Raw genomic sequence first — 19,042 nt, 5'->3', positions numbered from 1 at the left:
CGCGATCCATACCCGTTCGGGCAATTTATCACCGATTATGCTAATCATAAGCGATTGATGCGACGACAAAAAGGATCACCTGCCATGTCCGATTCCGCAGATAAGCTGCTCAGTTCCGCCAGCCGTAAACGTGCCTTACTGGCCGGTTCGGTGGGCAATTTTATCGAATGGTATGAGTTTGCCGTTTATGGCTTTCTCGCCACCCTGATTGCGCAGAACTTTTTCCGGCTTGAGGGAGAGTCGGCGCTGACCGGGATTCTGCTGACTTATGCCTCGTTCGCTATCGCCTTCTTTTTCCGTCCGCTTGGGGCGATCATCTTTGGCCGGATGGGTGACCGCATCGGACGTAAGCCGACGCTGATTTTTGTGCTGATCATGATGACGCTGGCGACCACCGCCATCGGGCTGGTACCGACCTACGCCACGCTGGGGGTGCTGGCCCCGCTGATGATAACCGGGTTGCGGATTCTGCAGGGGCTTTTCGCGGGCGGCGAATATGGCGGGGCGGTCTCGTTGATGACCGAATTTGCGCCACGCGGTAAGCGCGGCTTGTTTGGTGCCTGGCAGTCGTTCACCGTGGCGCTGGGGCTGCTGGCGGGCGCAGGCATTGTGGCGCTGCTCTCACTGTTGTTAAGCCCTGAACAGATGCTGGCATGGGGCTGGCGTGTCCCGTTCTTTCTCGCGCTGCCGTTGGGTGCGCTGGCGCTCTGGCTTCGGGTACAGATGGAAGAGACGCCGGCCTTTATCCGGCAACAGTCAGAACCCGTACCTGAAAGGGTGACGGCCAGCTTCGGCGCGACGCTGAAAACCATTCTGCTCGGCATCTGCCGGCTGATGGTCTGGTCGGCCGCCGGCTATACCTATCTGGTGATCATGCCAACTTACCTGCAGGCGTCGCTGCATACCGGTTTTAATCAGGCGTTACTGATTGCGGTGATTTCGAACCTCGGCTTTGCCGCGACCATTATTCCGGCCGGTATGCTGAGCGATAAGATTGGCCGTCGCGCGGTGATGGTGACCGCGGCGGTGCTGCTGTTGCTGCTGGCGCTGCCGCTGCTCAACGTGCTGCAGGCGGAAAGCAGTGGGCTCGGTCTGAAGGCGCTGGTGGTGTTTATTGCGGGCGGGATTGTCGGACTGCTGGCGGGACCGGGACCGGCGATGCTGGCGGAGATGTTTCCCACGCGGGTGCGCTATACCGGGCTGGGGCTGGCCTATTCACTCTCGAACGCCGTCTTCTCCGGCTGTGCCGGATTGATCATTACCGGGCTGATTAAACAGACCGGCAATCTGGATATTCCCGCCTGGTACGTGATGATCACCGCGCTGATCAGTATTGTGGCGCTGATGACCCTGAACAAGGATGACCATCTGCGGCTGCTGGATGAGCCGCCGTCGCGCTGAACCGGCGGTTACAGGCATAAAAAAGGCTCCCGGAGGAGCCTTTTTAACAACCGATAACTTACACCAGTTGCTGCGCGGTGGTTTCCACCAGAGTCAGCAGGATTTGAATGTCTTCCAGCGTGACGGTCGGGTTCAGCAGCGTCATTTTCAGGCAGGTGACGCCGTTAAATTCGGTGACGCCGACGTTGGCGCGACCTGACTCCAGCAGGGCATCGCCAATACGCTGATTCAGCAGCGCGATATCCGCATCGCTGAGGTGCGCCAGATGGGCCGGACGATAGCGGAACAGCACGCTTGCCAGCTGCGGCTTCATCACCAGTTCCAGAGCGGGCTGTTGTTCAACATAGTGAGCAACCTGCTGCGCCAGCGTCACACCGTGATCGATGATCGCGGCATATTGTTTCTGACCCAATGCTTCCAGGCCCATCCAGAGTTTCAGCGCATCGAAACGGCGGGTGGTCTGCAGCGACTTCGACACCAGATTCGGTACGCCCTGCGCTTCATCAAACTCCGAGTTCAGGTAGGCCGCCTGGTAACGCATCAGCTCATAGTGACGCGCTTCCTTCAGCAGGAAAGCGCCACAGCTGATGGTCTGGAAGAACTGCTTGTGGAAGTCGAGCGTGATGGAGTCCACCAGTTCAATCCCATCCAGATAGTCGCGGTACTGCTCGGAGAGCAGCAGCGCGCCACCCCAGGCGGCATCGACGTGAACCCAGATCTGCTGTTCCGCCGCCAGCGTTGCGATCTCGCGCAGCGGGTCGATGGCACCGGCATCAGTGGTGCCTGCGGTCGCGACAATCGCCAGCACCTGCTCGCCGTTGGCCTGAGCCTGGACCAGCTTGTGACGTAAATCGTCCAGATCCATACGGGCGAAGCGGTCCGTTTTGACCAGCGTCACCGACTGATAGCCGAGGCCCAGCAGCGCCATGTTTTTCTGCACGGAGAAGTGGGCATTTTCTGAACAGAAGACTTTGATCTTCTTCAGATCGCCGGTCAGACCATCCTGCTGTACGGAGTGTCCCTGGCGGGCAAACCAGGCATCACGCGCCAGCATCAGACCCATCAGATTGCTCTGGGTACCGCCGCTGGTGAAGACGCCCGCGTCGCCCGGCTGATAACCCACCTGCGTACGCAGCCATTCGATCAGCTTCATCTCAATGATGGTGGCGGAAGGGGCCTGGTCCCACGAATCCATGCTCTGGTTGGTGGCATTAATCAGGACTTCGGCCGCCTGGCTGATCACCAGACTTGGGCAGTGCAGGTGCGCGACACACTGCGGGTGATGCACTGACAGGCTGTCTTTAAGAAAGTATTCGATGGCGCGTTCAATCGCGGCCTGGTTGCCCAGGCCCTGAGGATTGAAGTCCAGCGTGATACGTTCACGCAGCTCAGCGACGGTTTTGCCCTGATACATCTCAGGTTGTTCCAGCCACTTAACGACCGCCGCGCTACTCTGGGCAATCGCCTGCTGGTAGGCCTCGGTGCTCTGTGCTGAGGCCGCCAGAATCGGGTTTAACCGGGACATTGCATTCACTCCACTCAAACGGGTTTCACGCCAGCTGACAGCAGGGCGTTTTCAAATTTATCCATAAACACGTCGAGTTCTGCATTGGTGATCAGCAGCGACGGCAGCAGACGCAGCACGCTACCGTGACGACCGCCACGCTCCAGAATCAGGCCGTTTTCAAAACATTTTTTCTGCACCAGCGCCGAGAGCTCGCCATCTGCCGGGAAGCTGCCCATGTGATCGGCGGCTTCGTCAGGTTTCACCATCTCGATACCGATCATCAGGCCCAGGCCACGCACGTTACCGATAACCGGATAACGCTGTTGCAGTTCACCCAGTTTACCTTTCAGCCACTCGCCCTGCGCCGCGACCTTATCTGCGATGTTGTTGTCTTTCAGCAGCTTCAGGGTGGTGAGGCCGGTTGCCATCGCCAGCTGGTTACCGCGGAACGTCCCGGTATGATGACCCGGAGACCAGGCATCGAACTCTTTCTTAATGCCGAGTACCGCCAGTGGCAGACCGCCGCCAACCGCTTTCGACATCACGATGATGTCCGGCTCAATACCCGCGTGTTCAAAGGCGAAGAACTTACCGGTACGGGCAAAACCTGCCTGCACTTCATCCAGGATCAGCAGAATGCCATGTTCCTGAGTGACTTTACGGATGCGCTGCAGCCATTCCGCCGGGGCCGGGTTGACGCCGCCTTCACCCTGAACCGCTTCGAGGATCACGGCTGCAGGTTTGCGCACGCCGCTCTCAACGTCGTTGATCAGGTTTTCGAAGTAGTAGGTCAGCGCTTTCACGCCCGCTTCACCGCCAATTCCCAGCGGGCAGCGGTAAAGGTGCGGATAAGGCATGAACTGCACTTCCGGCATCATGCCGTCGACGGCTTCTTTGGGTGACAGGTTACCGGTCACTGACAGCGCGCCGTGGGTCATGCCGTGATAACCGCCGGAGAAGCTGATCACGCCGGAACGACCGGTGTGCTTTTTCGCCAGCTTCAGTGCGGCTTCTACCGCATCCGCACCGGATGGGCCGGTAAACTGCAGGCAATACTCTTTGCCCTGGCCTGGCAGTAAAGAGAGCAGGTATTCAGAAAATTCATCTTTTAACGGCGTAGTCAGATCGAGGGTATGTAACGGCAAGCCGCTGGTAATGACATTTTGAATACTTTGCAGAACGTCTGGATGGTTATGGCCCAAAGCCAGCGTTCCGGCACCGGCAAGACAATCAAGATACTGATTATTCTCGACGTCGGTGATCCAGACACCTTGCGCTTTCGCAATCGCGAACGGCAATTTACGAGGGTAACTTCGAACGTTTGATTCAAATTCAGCCTGACGGGCTAAATAGGTTTCATTGTTTCCGTTTAAGGTCTGTGCATTCAAACTATCAATACGGACTTTATCCGTCATCATATCTCTCCTACAACCGGGACGGGTGTAACGTCGCAGTTGAATAAATGAATTAAAAAAGTAATGGGCATCGATAAAACGCGGCCAATATATTGGTTTTTCAGGTCCGACTCAATGATTAATTTCATCGGAAGTTTACGGATTATTTGCTTTGTTTATCAACGGTTTGATCTCTTTATGACCATTTTTATCGGCGCGATTCTTTACGGACGCTTTTAATAAAGCACGTAAAAACACGTGTTTACCCTGGCTGACCGTCATTACGTGGCGGTTAACCAGTTGTGTAAAAGGCTGTTTCTGGCAAAAAAACACGGTAAACGACGACGCAAAAATCGGTAAAAAAGCCTGTCGCGGTGTTCGGTTGCGTCCTGATTAAATAATCACGGCATTACAGTAAATTCGTTAAAATATTAAACCTTCTATTAACAATTAATTAATCTCACACCCGCTTACCGTGGTTAACCGCAACGGCAGGGTCGGCGTTATGACGATCTCTGTGTGCTAAACCCAGCGACATTGTTACCGGCACGCGTGCAGAGGGTGCTACCGGATAGGGCCCTGGCGGCGGACGCTGATCGTCTCACCGGGTGAATGGTTACAATTACTGACTCAAACCTTACCTGGCTGCCAGCCGCCGTGGTCAGGGCCTTCAGCGGCCGATGGCACCGCACAGACCGGATAAGCCTTCTCTGGATCAAACTGAGCCCGGCGGGGATACATATACTTTCTGCGACCCTTTCCATTCGCCGTTCAGGGAGTTCTTATGATTACGCTCCATCACGCAATAAAAATCACCGCTGCACGAAGCCAGGTCTATGCCGCCTTAACGGATATCACTCAACTCGCCAGCTGGCAGCTGGGCGTGGTTGAAGGGACGATTGCGCCGGGCGAAATCCTGACGTTGCGACCCAGTCCGCACGCCCACATCAGCTGGCGAACCGATCAACTGGTGCCGGATGAAGAGCTGGTACAGACCTCGGTTGAAGAGCCGGACAGCCCGGCGGGAAAAACCCTGCGTATCACCCTGGCCGATTTCGGACCCGATCAGACCATTGTGGCGCTCAGTCATGGTGGCTGGTCTGACCGCGATCCGCATCTGCCGTTCTGCAATACCCGCTGGGGCGAAGTGTTACTGCATCTGAAAAGCTGGGTAGAAGCCCGATAAGGAGAGAATCATGCCGCAAAAACGCCCGACCTCGTATCTTGAGGTAAAACCTGGCGACCCTCATCCACAAGGCTGGCAGGTGCCGCCGGTTAACGATCTGCGCTCGGCGATTGCCTTACTGCAAACGCTACCGGGTCAATACATTGAAACCGATCGCGAAGTCGATCCCATTGCCGAGCTGGCGGGCGTCTACCGCTACATTGGTGCGGGCGGGACGGTCATGCGACCCACCCGGATCGGTCCGGCCATGACCTTTAATACCATCAAAGGTTTTCCGGATGCGCGAGTGCTGGTGGGATTAATGGCCAGCCGTGAACGGGTCAGCGCGCTGCTGGGCGCGCCGGTGCGGGAGCTGGGGATTCAGATGGCGCAGGCACGACGCAACGTGACGCCGCCGGTAACGGTAGAGCAGCAGGACGCGCCCTGTCAGCAGGTGGTCTACCGCGCCGACGATCCTGGCTTCGATCTGCGCAAAATTCTGCCCGCGCCGACCAATACCACGGAAGATGCCGGACCTTTCTTCTGCCTCGGACTGGTGCTGGGCAGCGATCCGGACGACCGTACTAATACCGATGTGACGATCCACCGTCTCTGCGTGCAGGGTAAGGATGAGATGTCGATCTTTTTCGCGCCAGGTCGCCACATTGACGCGTTCCGGCGCAAAGCTGAAGCGGCGGGCAAACCGCTGCCGGTCTCAATCAATATGGGGCTGGACCCGGCCATTACCATTGGTGCAGAGTTCGAAGCGCCCACCACGCCGTTTGGCTTCAATGAACTCTGTGTCGCGGGCGGGCTGCGTGGTCAGCCGGTGGAACTGGTGGAGTGTCTGACGATCGATCAGCGCGCCATCGCCCGGGCGGAGATTGTTATCGAGGGCGAGATTCTGCCTGACGTTCGGGTTGCGGAAGATCAGCACACCCACACGGGCAAAGCGATGCCGGAATTTCCGGGCTATAACGGCGACGCTAATCCTTCCCTGCCGGTGATCAAAGTGAAAGCCATTACCACCCGCCATCAGCCGATTTTACAGACGCTGGTCGGGCCGGGCGAAGAACATGTCAGCCTGGCGGGCATTCCTACCGAGGCCAGTATCTATCTGCAATGTGAGGATGCGCTGCCCGGACTGGTGAAAAACGTATATGCCCACAGTGCCGGTGGCGGCAAGTTTCTGGCGGTGCTGCAGGTGGCGAAACGCAATGCCGGTGATGACGGCATGACCCGCCAGGCGGCGCTGATTGCGCTGGCGGTTTATCGCGAACTGAAGAATGTCATTCTGGTGGATGAGGATGTCGATCTGTTTGATACCGATGACGTGATGTGGGCGATGCAAACCCGCTTTGTAGGCGACCTCGATACGATATTCGTTCCCGGTGTGGCCGGCCATGTGCTCGATCCTTCACAGCAGCCTTTTTACGATCCGCGTATCAGCGACAAAGGCACCACCACCAAGACCATCTTCGACTGCACCGTGCCATTTAAACTCAAACCGCATTTCGTGCGTGCGCAGTTTGCCGAGGTCGATCCCAGCCTGTGGGCACCTTCGCTGTTCCCGCGTTAACCTTTATGGGTTTTAGCCCGCCGCCATCGGGCGGCGGGTCCGCCTCAGTAAAGCGTTTCAAAATCCGCGGTGCCAGTTAGCTTCGCCTGTACGGCAGCGGCCAGTCGGGTCAGCATAATCGCGGCCAGCGCAAAGCCGCTGCCGATAGCGGTGGCCAGCAGGCGATCCTCCGCCACGTTGCCCTGCACCAGTCCGGTGAGCGAAATCATCAGCACCACCATCAGCGTGACAAAAAAGGTAAAAACAAAATAAGAACCGTTAGCCAGCCGGTAGGAGAGCGTAAACGCCACGTAAGCGGAGAGGAGAAAGGCGGCTGCCAGCACGCCTGGCTGCGGAAGAAGGTGGGTAAGAATGCCCGCTGCCAGACAGCCGGATAAGGTGCCCAGCGTCCGGGCGGGGACCCGCAGCAGCGACTCGCGAAAATGGTTACGCAGGCAGAGTAGCAGCGTCATGCCGGTCCAGTAGCCGTTCTTCACCGAAAAATGCTGCACCGTCACCAGCGCGGCACCCATAGCGACGACGGCAAACACCACCGACCAGCGCAGGTGTATTCTGGGCCGCGAGGTCTGTCGAAGGCGTCGCAGCGCGCTGCGCCAGCTCAGCCTGCTCAGCGATTGCAGCCGGAAATCTCCGTTTCGCAGTAGCAGGCAAATCAGCGTGAGCTGCACGGCACCGCCGAGCATCACCAGCCCGGCGCGGCTGGCAGCATGAGTGATATCGCCCGGAAAATAGCCTGAAATCATCCAGGCGATGGCTGACTGCTGAACCACCCAGCCAGCCGTCCCGTTGATCCCACTGATCACCGCGTAGCCAGCGGCAAACAGCATTGCGCCGCTGACAAACAGCACCAGGCTGTGGGCCAGCGCACCCAAAAAAGCAAACAACCCGAGGCCGAGCAGCGTGACCAGCAGTAATTTTGCTGACGATCCCTCCCAGGTTTTACTCGCGCCAAACGCCAGCGGCAGCGCACCACTGGCCATCACGCTGGCCTCCCGTAGATGATCGGTGCCCAGTCCGAAGCCAAAAATTAGCAGGATCGCGGGCAGGCAGCAGAGCGCTAATCGCATGTCGTGTCTGCATTGCTGAAATTTGTTCACGGCGTTTCCCTGATTTGAATCGCGATGGCAACATTGCCGCGGCTAAAAGTGTGAACCAGATCTCATCGCTCAGCCAGGTTTTTAGCCGGCCGGGCAGGGGGAATCGCCGGACAAGTGGCGGGTAAAGTGTGCGCAATGTCACATTATCGGGTTGCTAACCGGGGGCTTCCTTTCTATAGTCTGCCCGCATTTGCAGCGCGTCAGGACGATAGATGTCCGGCTCTGCGGTTTTGTTATCTGTTCAATCCATTGGGAAATTATGTTGTCAAAAAATAATCGGGAAACCGACGCTGCCGGCTTTGCCCGCTGGGCATTGCTGGCGCTGGCGCTGGGCGGATTCGGCATCGGCACTGGCGAGTTCATCATGATGGGCCTGCTGCCCGATGTATCACGATCGCTCGCGATTACTGAGCCGCAGGCGGGGAACGCCATCGCCAGCTATGCGCTCGGCGTGGTGGTGGGTGCGCCGGTTATTGCCGTACTGGCTGCGCGGATGGCGCGTAAGTCGCTGCTGCTGATCCTGATGGCGCTGTTCAGCGCGGGTAATGTCGCCAGCGCCATGGCTGACAGCTATCACGGGCTGATTGTGGCGCGCTTCCTGACCGGCCTGCCGCACGGTGCCTATTTTGGTGTGGCGTCACTGGTGGCCGCCTCGCTGGTGCCGATCGAGCGACGTGGCCGGGCGCTGGCGTCACTGATGCTCGGGCTGACGGTGGCAACCCTGGTCGGTGTACCGCTGGGATCGTGGATTGGGCAGTTGTTTAGCTGGCACGTAGTCTTCACCTTTGTCGGTGCTATTGGCGTGCTGACCTGTCTGCTGATTGGCCGTTATGTGCCTTACACGTCCGGAGATGCCAATGCGCATCCGTTGCGTGAACTGGGTGCGCTGAAAAACCCGCAGGTCTTGCTGACGCTGCTGGTGGGTGCGGTCGGATTCGGCGGCATGTTTGCCATCTTCAGCTACATCGCACCGACGCTGATCAACATTGCCGGTATGTCAGCGTCGCTGATTCCGTGGGCGATGGTGGCGTTTGGTCTGGGGATGATTATCGGTAACCTGGTGGGCGGTCGACTGGCTGACGGGCGGGTGCTGAATATCATTGGCTGGACGCTGTTATGGAATGTCATGGTGATGGCGGCGTTCCCGCTACTGGTGCAGCATGTGGCAACCGGTCTGCTGGCGACCTTCCTGATCGGTACCTGTTCTGCCATGTTGCCGTCGCTGCAGATCCGCCTGATGGATGTTGCCAATGATTCACAAACGCTGGCGGCAGCGATGAACCACTCCGCGCTGAACATTGCCAACGCGATGGGGGCGTATCTGGGAGGCCTGACGGTGTCGCTGGGCTTTGGCTGGATCTCTACCGCCTGGGTCGGTGTGGCGCTGGGCATCGCCGGTTTGCTGGTGTTCACCGTTACCGCTCGTCACGCTGCGCGACAGCAGCCTCAACCGGCATAATTACCCGCATCGAAAGCGCAACGAAATAAGATATTATCGTTGCGCTTTATCTGAACCTGTCCGGCATTAATATTTCTTGCTATTATCCTGCGCCGGGTTATTTATTTTATTCGCACATGCTCTTATTTTCGGCGCCAGGCGAAACGCGACATTTCCCGAGATCAGAAAAGGCCGCTGCGATTAAAAGCGCTCCGGACGTCTGGATGTTAAAATTAAATTAAAATAGTGTTTGATAAAAGCGATGATGCGTGGCTTAATAGTGTCATCGGTTTGGAACACAGACCTTATGAAAGCAGTTTTAGTAAAGCAGTCCTCAGTGCAAGCGATATCAAACGATACCCCTTCTTGTGAGTCTCCTCCTAAGTGCCTAGTAAGTATCCCTCTGAAAGACAGGCCATCTTCGCCACTTAGTGGCTCATAAATTAAGGAAGTATCGATGTCTAATAAAATGACTGGTTTAGTAAAATGGTTTGACGCTGGTAAAGGTTTTGGTTTTATCTCTCCTCAGGATGGCAGCAAAGATGTATTCGTACATTTCTCTGCAATTCAGGGTAACGATTATAAAACTCTGGATGAAGGTCAGCAGGTCGAATTCACTATTGAAAACGGCGCTAAAGGCCCATCAGCAGCTAACGTCAGTCCGCTGTAAATTTTAATTGTCAATGACGCTTACAAACGCGATGATGGTAACAACCTGAGCAGATAAGCGTAAAATTGATAATTAACAGAACCCGCCTTGTGCGGGTTTTTTGTTTTTTTAAAACGCCACAAAATCCGATAATTTATATTTTATCTCCGCAGTGAAATTTCCTCTTTCCGTTTCGCCTTTCGCCTTTCGCCTTTCGCCTTTTGCCTTTTGCCATTGTCATGCCTGCACGCTCTGCGGCGCATAGATTGCCCCTCCTTCAGCCTGGCCTGATGCTATTTTTACCTGAGAATATCGGCGCGGGCCGGACTTCACAGGTGCTGCACGCGTGACAAACCAACGGGTTTAACTGACAGGCTGGAGATCACAATGAAGAAGATCGGCATTAATGGTTTTGGACGTATCGGCCGTCTGGTCCTCAGACGTATTCTTGAGCAGCAGGAAGCGGTGGAAATCGTGGCAATTAACGATTTAACCTCACCCGAAATGCTGGCCTATCTGCTGAAATATGATACCAACTACGGCGCTTTTCCGTTCAGCGTTGAGGCGGGTGACAAAGCGCTGCAGGTGGACGGCAAAAAGATCACCGTGTTCGCCGAGAAAGAGGCGCGCAACATTCCGTGGGGCGAACTGGGCGTAGACGTCGTCATTGAGTGTACCGGCTTCTATACCTCGGCAGAAAAAGCGCAGGCGCATATCGATGCGGGAGCAAAACGGGTACTGATCTCCGCGCCCGCCGGGGAGATGAAGACCGTGGTGTATAACGTTAACCACGACACGCTCAGCGCCGAAGACACCATTGTTTCCGTCGCCTCCTGTACCACCAACTGCCTGGCCCCGATGGCGAAAGCGCTGCACGACAATTTCGGCATCAAAGTGGGCACCATGACCACGATCCATGCTTACACCGGTACCCAGGCGCTGGTGGACGGGCCGCGCGGCAAAGATTTTCGGGCCTCGCGCGCGGCGGCAGAGAATATCATTCCGCATACCACCGGCGCGGCGAAGGCGATTGGCCTGGTGATCCCCGCACTCTCTGGCAAATTAAAAGGTCATGCGCAGCGCGTGCCGACCAAAACCGGATCGGTAACCGAACTGGTGTCGATTCTGGAGAAGAAGGTCACGGTCGGGGAGATTAACGCGGCGCTGAAGCAGGCGTGCGAAAACAACGAATCCTTTAAATATACCGAGGACCCGATTGTCTCTTCTGATGTGATCGGCCTGCCGTTTGGATCGATTTTCGACGCCAGCCAGACAGAAATCAGTGAAGCGGGCGATCTGCAATTGGTGAAAACGGTCTCCTGGTATGACAACGAATATGGTTTCGTTACCCAGCTAGTCCGGGTGCTGCACACCTTCGTTAATCTGTAAGCCTTTCAGGCCGTTCTCGCCGAACGGCCTTATTCGGTTAACGCAGGCTGGCGACCAGCCACTGCTGCAGCTCGTTCAGTTCCAGCTGCTGTTGCGGGAAATCGGCTTTGAGCTGGCTCATCACCGCGTTCAGCGCGTCCGGGCGATAGACGATGCCCTGTAACCGCTGCGCCAGCGTTTCCAGCGGCGTCGGGTTCAGGCTGTCGCTGAAAATCTGACAGCGGGTGATGACACCGCGCTCAATATCAAAATGAATCTCAACGCCGCCCCAGCTAAAGCGCTGATCCAGCAGATGCGAGAAATCCGGTGCCTGACCAAAGTTCCACTCCCAGCTACTCTGGCGGGCAAACTGCTGTTCAAAGCCTGGCAGGTCGGGCAGGGCATCCGGCGAAATATATTCAGGCTCGCAATGCACATTGAAATGTTCAAAACAGGCTTCAGTCACCGCGGCACAGATCGCCTCATAGCTGATGCCGGGGCTTAGCTCTGCCAGATTCGCCACTCTGGCGCGCACCGAAGTGATGCCTTTGGCCTGCAATTTTTTAACGTCAGGATTGAGGTAATCGGCCAGCCGCGACAGATCGGCGTCAATCAGAATGGTGCCGTGATGAAAGCCGCGATCGGGCGTTTCACGGTAGGCCGAACCGGATATTTTGCGCAGCCCGTCGGCAGTGTTAACCACCAGATCGTTACGTCCCGAGGCTTCCGCAGACAAGCCCAGTTTCGCCAGCGCACGCAGGATAATCGCGGTTGAGACGCTTTTATCGTAGCCTGGCTTGCCAGCCATAAAGGTGAAACAGCAGTTGCCGAGATCGTGAAACACCGCGCCGCCGCCGCTGCTGCGCCGGGCCAGCCTGATGCCATCTTCTGCCATACGGCGGGTATTACACTCTTTCCACGGGTTTTGCGCCCGTCCGATCACCACCGTCTCCGCATTGCGCCATAAAAACAGCACCCGCTGGGTCGCTGGCATCTGACGGAAAATGCACTCTTCCACCGCCAGGTTAAACCAGGGATCGTTCGACTCAGATAACAATAACCGTAAAGAGGACATCAACGACTCCCGTTCCTTTAGAGAATGCGCCCGGCTGTCAGGCAGATAAGACAGTGTAACAGCAGAGCGGGGCGACATTAAGCTGATGGGGCGATGCAGAGAAGCAGGTCAGGTCGTCAGTAAGGATTAAAGATAGAGAGCACGACGTTATCATTTCGAGAGTTGACAGGGCTGGTTGGTGCAAGAGGAAACTGCTAGTATAAAGACCTGTTAAGCAGTCTCCGGAGAAACTATGCCGCATATTATCCTGAGTGACACCAGTGCCAGCGTCAGCGAACTGAAAAAAAACCCGATGGCGACCGTTAATGCTGGTGAGGGTTATCCTGTCGCCATTCTTAATCGCAATCAGCCCGCTTTTTATTGTGTGCCTGCGGAGTTATATGAGCAGATACTCGATGCGCTGGACGATAATGAACTGGTAAAGCTGGTTAACCAACGTAGCCAGCAGAAGCTGATTGACGTCGATCTGGACGATTTTCTGTGACTTACACAATAAAATTCAGAGAAGAAGCGTTAAAAGAGTGGCTAAAGCTGGATAAAGCCATTCAGCAGCAGTTTGCAAAGAAACTAAAGAAGTGTTGTGAGCATCCCCATATTCCCACTGCGGCTCTGCGCGGGTTAAAAGACTGTTATAAGATCAAACTCCGGGCGTCCGGTTTTCGCCTGGTCTATCAGCTCATCGACGATCAACTCATCATTGCGGTGGTTGCAGTAGGTAAACGTGAGCGCAGTGAAGTCTACAATCTTGCCAGCAAAAGAATGCGTTAGGGCGCTGGTGTAAGGCTCACATTCACCTGAACTGTCAATGGGCGTTAAGCCGCTAGCTCATCCTCCCCACCTCTGACAATCATTCATGCTGCCGCGCCGTGGCAAAAAAACATTAAATGCCGTCTCTCCGCCAATCCCGGCACATCCCGATTCGCCGTTATGCCAGTATTAATCTTCACGTCCCTAAGCACACTGATAATGCTGCTTATTTTACTCGTCCCGAAAGGTGCCCGCCGTTATGAATGCCTCTGCTGGCATAGCGATGAAAATCATGGCTGCATTAAGCTCGACGCTGATGCTGGCCTGCGTCAAAGGTCTCGACGGTGCCATTCCGGTCGGTGAGGTGATCTTCTTTCGATCGGTGCTGGCGCTGGTGCCACTGATGATCTGGCTGAAAACTCAGGGCAGCATAGTGGAGGGCATCCGCACCCGTAACGTGCGCGGTCATTTTCTGCGCGGTCTGGCGGGCACCGGTGGCCTCTATTTCAGCTACCTGTCGCTGCTCTATATCTCGCTGACCGATGCTACCGCCATTAACTATGCGGCTCCGCTGTTTACCGTGCTGCTGGCGGCGCTGCTGCTGCGAGAAAAAGTGCGGCATCATCGCTGGGTGGCAGTGGTAGCCGGATTCAGCGGCATCATCGTGATGTTCTCCGGTCACCTGTCACTGAAAGCCAGCTTCTCACTGGCCGCTTCTGCCGGGATCCTGCTGGCACTGATGGCGGCGTTTTGCACCGCCTGCGCGCTGGTGCAGATACGCTTTCTCCACGGGAAAGAGAAGCCCGGTGCGATTGCCTTCTGGTTCGCGGTGACCACGGCAACGACCTCGCTGATCACGCTGGCCGGCGGCTGGATCGTTCCGCAGGGAACGCAACTGCTGCTGCTGGTGGGCTGTGGATTGCTGGGTGGCATCACGCAGATCCTGATGACATTAAGCCTGCGCTACGCCGAAGCCTCGTTACTGGCCCCGTTTGACTACACCACGTTGCTGTGGTCCGTGGCGGTCGGGTATCTGTTTCTGGGGAATCTGCCTGAATCCACCACCGTCATCGGTGCAATTCTGGTGGTGCTCGGCGGGCTCTATTCGCTGTTATATGAGCGTTACCGCTTTCGCCGGAACCGGGCGGTTAGCGCCAGCTCTTAACGCCTCGCCGATTAAGTTAACCAAAACCTCGCGGCGATCGCGTTTTCCGAATGGCGCGCTTCCCGGCGGGATGAACTGTGATCGCGGCGAAAGTTTGATCATTTGTAATCGATTACTTTACAGCTCACCAACGGGTAATCGATGACAAATGACGAGGTTCTGATGATAGCGACAGTGCAGGAGAGTGCGCGTCAGCGCATGCAGCAGCGGCTGCTGGTTCCGCGTCTTTCCCTGATGATGTTTATGCAGTTTTTCATCTGGGGCAGCTGGTCAGTCACCCTGGGTCTGGTAATGACCCAGCATAATATGTCGCTGCTGATTGGCGACGCGTTTTCCGCCGGGCCGATCGCCTCGATTTTATCGCCCTTCGTGCTCGGTATGCTGGTGGATCGCTTCTTTCCGTCACAGAAGGTGATGGCGGTAATGAATCTCGCTGGCGCGGTGATCATGTGGTTTGTGCCACAGGCGCTGATTGCAGAGAACGGCACGCTGCTGATTGCGCTGTTGTTTGGCTATACCCTCTGCTTTATGCCGACGCTGGCGCTGTCGAATAACATCGCGTTTCACAGTCTGGCCAGCAGTGAGAAAAGTTTTCCGGTTGTGAGAGTGTTCGGCACCATCGGCTGGATTGTGGCGGGGATATTTATCGGCGTGACCGGCATCTCCGCCAGCACCGGCATCTTTCAGTTAGCGGCAATCTGCTCGCTGTTGCTGGCTATCTACAGCCTGACGTTGCCCCATACGCCAGCACCGGCCAAAGGGTTGCCGCTCAAAGTGCGTGACCTGTTCTGTGCCGATGCCTTTGCGCTGCTTAAACTGCGTCATTTCCTGGTGTTCGCGCTGTGTGCCACGCTGATTTCGATTCCGCTCGGCACCTACTACGCCTTTACCGCTTCCTGGCTGGCGGATGCCGGGATTCAGAACGTCAGTACGCTGATGTCGCTGGGGCAGATGTCGGAAATCGTCTTTATGCTGATCATTCCGCTGCTGTTCCGTCGCCTCGGCGTGAAATACATGCTGCTGATCGGCATGGCGGCGTGGTTTGTTCGCTATGCCCTGTTTGCGCTGGGAATGAGTGACGAAACGCGCAGCCTGATCTATCTCGGCATCCTGTTGCACGGCATCTGCTATGACTTTTTCTTTGTCGTAGGCTTTATCTATACCGATCGCATCGCCGGTGAAAAGGTTAAAGGTCAGGCGCAGAGCATGGTGGTGATGTTTACTTATGGCATTGGCATGTTGCTGGGATCGCAGATCTCCGGTGCGCTCTATAACCAGCTGGTGGCGGGCAATGCCAGCGCGGAGAGCTGGGCGATTTTCTGGTGGATCCCGGCGGTGGCAGCGGCGCTGATTGCGATTATTTTCCTCTTCTCGTTCAGATATCGGGATTAAGGGCGTTATTTAAGGAGGCGGGCATGAAAACAGTAAAAGGGCCGGGCATCTTTCTGTCGCAGTTTATCGGTGATCGGCCACCCTATAATTCACTGGCCGGACTGGCTGAATGGGCGGCGGGTCTGGGGTACAAAGCGCTGCAGATCCCCTGTCATCAGCCCGCGATTTTTGATGTTGAGCAGGCGGCCATCAGCCAGACCTACTGTGACGAAATCCGTGGTCTGCTGGCAGGCTATGGGCTGGAAATCAGCGAACTCTCTACTCATCTGGAAGGGCAGTTGATCGCGGTGAACCCGGTGTTTGATGCTGCCTTCGACAGTTTTGCTCCGGCTGCGCTACGCGGCGATCCCGCCAGACGAACCGAGTGGGCCATTGCCACGCTAAAGCGCGCGGCAGCGGCCTCGGAAAAACTCGGCCTGCAGGCGCATGCGACCTTTTCCGGATCGCTGGCCTGGCCGTGGTTCTATCCGTGGCCACCGCAAAGCCCGGCGCTGTTCGACGAAGCCTTTGCCGAACTGGCGCGACGCTGGTTACCGGTGCTGGACACTTTCGATCGGCACGGCATCGATCTCTGCTATGAAATTCATCCGGGTGAAGATCTGCACGATGGCGTAACCTTTGAGCGATTCCTGGCGCAGGTTAATCATCATCCACGCTGCAACATTCTGTTCGATCCCAGCCATCTCCATCTGCAACAGATCGATTATCTGCAATTTATCGATATCTATCATGCGCGGATTAAAGCGTTTCACGTTAAAGATGCCGAATTTCTGCGTAATGGGCGCAGTGGCGTCTATGGCGGTTATCAGCCGTGGCTGTCGCGGGCCGGCCGTTTCCGCTCACCGGGAGATGGGCAAATCGACTTCAAAACCATTTTCAGTAAACTGGCGCAGTACGATTACTCAGGCTGGGCGGTGCTGGAGTGGGAGTGCTGCCTGAAAGAGGGAGAAACCGGCGCGCGCGAAGGCGCAGAATTTATCCGTCGCCATATTATTCCGGTGGCCGATCGCGCTTTTGACGATTTTGCCGCCGCCGCCGCTGCACCAGTGCGCAGGCAACTGGGGCTGGATTAAGCCCTGTCGGTCAGGCGGGCGACGCAGCGGTTCCGCAAAGTGTGTTAGCCTGCCAGCCACCGATTTGAGCAAGGGTTGCCATAATGTCGATTCAGAAAATCGCCCGGCTGGCCGGAGTTTCGGTTGCCACGGTTTCACGGGTGTTAAATAACAGCGACAGTGTCAAAGATCGCAATCGCCAGAAGGTGCTGCAGGCGATCAAAGAGAGTAACTATCAGCCTAACCTGCTGGCGCGTCAGTTGCGCACCGCCCGCAGCTCAATGATTCTGGTGATGGTTTCGGATATTTCAAACCCGTTTTGCGCCGAAGTGGTGAAAGGGATTGAAGAGCAGGCTGAGAAAAATGGCTATCGCATTCTGCTGTGCAATTCAGGTTCAGATATTGAGCGGTCGCGCTCCAGCCTGCAGTTACTCTCTGGCAAAATGGTGGATGGCATCATCACTATGGATGCGTTCAGCAAACTGGCCGAGCTGAGCCAGCTGATTGGCACTGCGCCGTGGGTGCAGTGTGCTGAGTATGATGACAGTGGCGAAACCTCCTGCGTCGGCATCAATGACCGTGTTGCTGCACAGCAGATCGTCAGCTATCTGGCTGAACAGGGACGCCAGCGCATCGGACTGATCAATCACGATCTGAGTTACAACTATGCCCGGCTGCGTCAGGAGGGTTATCTGCAACAGCTGAGTGAACAACGGCTGAGCTGGCAGGCGATCGCCTATGCCAGTGAACTGAGTTTCAGCGCCGGTCAGGCAGCCATGAATCTGTTACTGCAGGGTGAGACGCGGCCAGACGCGGTGTTTGCCGTTTCTGATACGCTTGCGACGGGTGCAATGGCCGCCATTCAGCAGGCTGGCTGGCGGATACCGGACGATATCGCGGTGGTCGGTTTTGACGGCACCGATCTGGCTGCCATGGTCTCGCCACCACTCACCACGCTGGTCCAGCCGTCGCGTGAAATCGGCCGTCAGGCGTGTGAACTGGTGCTGCAGAAAATAGCCCGCCCCGACGTCGCGCCGCAGCGCATCATCATGACCGGCGAGTTAATCCTGCGCGCCAGCAGCTAACCCCTCACTCACCCGCCTCCCGATTTCATGCGAAATAGCGCTTAGCGTTATTGTCCACTAATCGGTGACAGTGATTGGATTTTGACGCCATTGTTCGACGATCAGGTTTACTTATATGCTGTTTCTAACGAAGAGCACTCGCGCTTCACACCATTAAACAGCAGGTTAAGGGGCAGAACATGATTGAGCAAAGATTGTCAGAACAACGCGGCGTCGGTGATCACGGCTGGCTGAATTCTCGTCACACCTTCTCGTTCGCTAACTACTGGGACCCGAAACAGGTCGGCTTCTCAGACCTGCTGGTCATCAATGATGATCGGGTGGCAAAAGGACGTGGATTCGGTGCGCATCCTCACAGCAACATGGAGATTATCTCTTATGTACTGGAAGGCGCGCTGGAACATAAAGATTCAATGGGCACCGGTTCGGTTATCGTGCCCGGCGACGTGCAGCTGATGAGCGCTGGCAGTGGCGTGACGCACAGCGAGTTTAACCACTCCAGTACTGACGGCGTGCACTTCCTGCAAATCTGGGTGGTGCCGGCAGAGAAAAACAGCCCGCCGGGATATCAGCAGGTTTCGGTCAGTGAAGCGGATAAACGCGGTCATCTGCGGCTGATCATTTCGCCGGAAGGGGAAAATGGCGCGCTGCGGGTGCGCCAGGATATCCGGATTTATGCTGGCCTGTTCGACGGTGACGAGCAGCAAACGCTGACGTTGCCGGACGATCGCTACGCTTATATCCATGTGGCACGCGGCAGTGTAGTCGTCAATGGACTGCAGTTTAATGCCGGCGACGGTGCGCGGGTCCGTAACGAGAAAACCCTGACCTTCAGTGGCGGCAAACAAGCGGAAGTGTTGGTGTTTGATCTGCGGCCAAATGAAGTGAATCATCCAACCCGTTAACCGTTAATAAATCACTGCGCGGC

At 56.2% G+C, this 19,042-nt stretch carries 17 protein-coding genes; 13 read left to right on the top strand and 4 right to left on the bottom strand.

Annotated elements, in window-relative coordinates; genetic code table 11:
- Positions 1 to 84: 84 nt before the first annotated feature.
- Positions 85 to 1,401 (top strand): MFS transporter, encoded by a 1,317-nt coding sequence (locus WFK59_RS15060; RefSeq protein ID WP_336756212.1) that lies wholly within the window; start codon positions 85 to 87, stop codon positions 1,399 to 1,401.
- A 58-nt stretch (positions 1,402 to 1,459) separates the two neighbouring features.
- Here the strand turns inward: WFK59_RS15060 and WFK59_RS15055 are convergent, their stop codons facing one another.
- Positions 1,460 to 2,926: a pyridoxal phosphate-dependent decarboxylase family protein gene (locus tag WFK59_RS15055; protein ID WP_336756211.1), complete on the bottom strand. Its 1,467-nt coding sequence runs from the start codon at positions 2,924 to 2,926 to the stop codon at positions 1,460 to 1,462.
- A 14-nt stretch (positions 2,927 to 2,940) separates the two neighbouring features.
- Positions 2,941 to 4,323, bottom strand: a complete 1,383-nt coding sequence (locus WFK59_RS15050) for a diaminobutyrate--2-oxoglutarate transaminase (protein ID WP_233988804.1) — start codon at positions 4,321 to 4,323, stop codon at positions 2,941 to 2,943.
- Positions 4,324 to 5,086: 763 nt separating this feature from the next.
- Here WFK59_RS15050 and WFK59_RS15045 point away from each other — a divergent pair.
- Positions 5,087 to 5,488 (top strand): SRPBCC family protein, encoded by a 402-nt coding sequence (locus WFK59_RS15045; RefSeq protein ID WP_233988703.1) that lies wholly within the window; start codon positions 5,087 to 5,089, stop codon positions 5,486 to 5,488.
- 10 nt (positions 5,489 to 5,498) lie between these two features.
- A complete protein-coding gene (locus WFK59_RS15040) occupies positions 5,499 to 7,046 on the top strand; it encodes a UbiD family decarboxylase (protein ID WP_336756208.1) in 1,548 nt (515 codons plus the stop codon).
- A 44-nt stretch (positions 7,047 to 7,090) separates the two neighbouring features.
- On the opposite strand, the gene WFK59_RS15035 is transcribed toward WFK59_RS15040, so the two are convergent.
- Complete coding sequence (locus WFK59_RS15035) at positions 7,091 to 8,113, bottom strand: FUSC family protein (RefSeq protein ID WP_233988705.1); 1,023 nt, start codon at positions 8,111 to 8,113, stop codon at positions 7,091 to 7,093.
- A 289-nt stretch (positions 8,114 to 8,402) separates the two neighbouring features.
- Here WFK59_RS15035 and WFK59_RS15030 point away from each other — a divergent pair, with 289 nt between their 5' ends.
- The 3 genes from WFK59_RS15030 to gap all read left to right on the top strand — a co-directional run bounded on the left by WFK59_RS15030 (position 8,403) and on the right by gap (position 11,619).
- Positions 8,403 to 9,602, top strand: a complete 1,200-nt coding sequence (locus tag WFK59_RS15030) for an MFS transporter (protein WP_336756207.1) — start codon at positions 8,403 to 8,405, stop codon at positions 9,600 to 9,602.
- A 436-nt stretch (positions 9,603 to 10,038) separates the two neighbouring features.
- Positions 10,039 to 10,251, top strand: coding sequence for a transcription antiterminator/RNA stability regulator CspE (cspE, locus tag WFK59_RS15025; RefSeq protein WP_031374430.1), 213 nt, complete (start codon positions 10,039 to 10,041; stop codon positions 10,249 to 10,251).
- 366 nt (positions 10,252 to 10,617) lie between these two features.
- Positions 10,618 to 11,619 (top strand): type I glyceraldehyde-3-phosphate dehydrogenase, encoded by a 1,002-nt coding sequence (gene gap, locus WFK59_RS15020; RefSeq protein WP_293000369.1) that lies wholly within the window; start codon positions 10,618 to 10,620, stop codon positions 11,617 to 11,619.
- Between the two features lie 37 nt (positions 11,620 to 11,656).
- Here gap and WFK59_RS15015 read toward each other — a convergent pair whose 3' ends face one another.
- Positions 11,657 to 12,673, bottom strand: a complete 1,017-nt coding sequence (locus tag WFK59_RS15015) for a lipoate--protein ligase A (protein WP_336756205.1) — start codon at positions 12,671 to 12,673, stop codon at positions 11,657 to 11,659.
- Between the two features lie 232 nt (positions 12,674 to 12,905).
- Between WFK59_RS15015 and WFK59_RS15010 the strand changes: the two genes are divergently transcribed.
- The 7 genes from WFK59_RS15010 (at position 12,906) to WFK59_RS14980 (ending at position 19,019) form a co-directional block, all read left to right on the top strand.
- A complete protein-coding gene (locus WFK59_RS15010; protein ID WP_336756204.1) occupies positions 12,906 to 13,157 on the top strand; it encodes a type II toxin-antitoxin system Phd/YefM family antitoxin in 252 nt (83 codons plus the stop codon).
- On the top strand, positions 13,154 to 13,441 hold the full coding sequence (locus tag WFK59_RS15005; RefSeq protein ID WP_336756203.1) for a type II toxin-antitoxin system RelE family toxin: 288 nt from the start codon (positions 13,154 to 13,156) through the stop codon (positions 13,439 to 13,441). Before WFK59_RS15010 ends, WFK59_RS15005 begins: the two co-directional genes overlap by 4 nt.
- A 238-nt stretch (positions 13,442 to 13,679) precedes the next feature.
- On the top strand, positions 13,680 to 14,585 hold the full coding sequence (locus WFK59_RS15000; protein WP_233988711.1) for a DMT family transporter: 906 nt from the start codon (positions 13,680 to 13,682) through the stop codon (positions 14,583 to 14,585).
- Positions 14,586 to 14,747: 162 nt separating this feature from the next.
- Positions 14,748 to 15,977, top strand: coding sequence for an MFS transporter (locus tag WFK59_RS14995; protein WP_233988712.1), 1,230 nt, complete (start codon positions 14,748 to 14,750; stop codon positions 15,975 to 15,977).
- Positions 15,978 to 16,000: 23 nt separating this feature from the next.
- Complete coding sequence (locus WFK59_RS14990) at positions 16,001 to 17,050, top strand: sugar phosphate isomerase/epimerase family protein (protein ID WP_336756202.1); 1,050 nt, start codon at positions 16,001 to 16,003, stop codon at positions 17,048 to 17,050.
- An 83-nt stretch (positions 17,051 to 17,133) separates the two neighbouring features.
- Positions 17,134 to 18,114: a LacI family DNA-binding transcriptional regulator gene (locus WFK59_RS14985; protein ID WP_336756201.1), complete on the top strand. Its 981-nt coding sequence runs from the start codon at positions 17,134 to 17,136 to the stop codon at positions 18,112 to 18,114.
- 179 nt (positions 18,115 to 18,293) lie between these two features.
- Entirely contained in the window at positions 18,294 to 19,019 is a 726-nt protein-coding gene (locus WFK59_RS14980) for a pirin family protein (protein WP_336756200.1), read from the top strand.
- The last annotated feature ends 23 nt before the right edge of the window (positions 19,020 to 19,042 follow it).

Source organism: Pantoea sp. USHLN298, assembly GCF_037149395.1.
Taxonomy (GTDB): Bacteria; Pseudomonadota; Gammaproteobacteria; order Enterobacterales; family Enterobacteriaceae; genus Pantoea; species Pantoea astica.
Note: the sequence above shows the minus strand (reverse complement) of the source record. Positions and strands in the feature narration are given on the sequence as shown.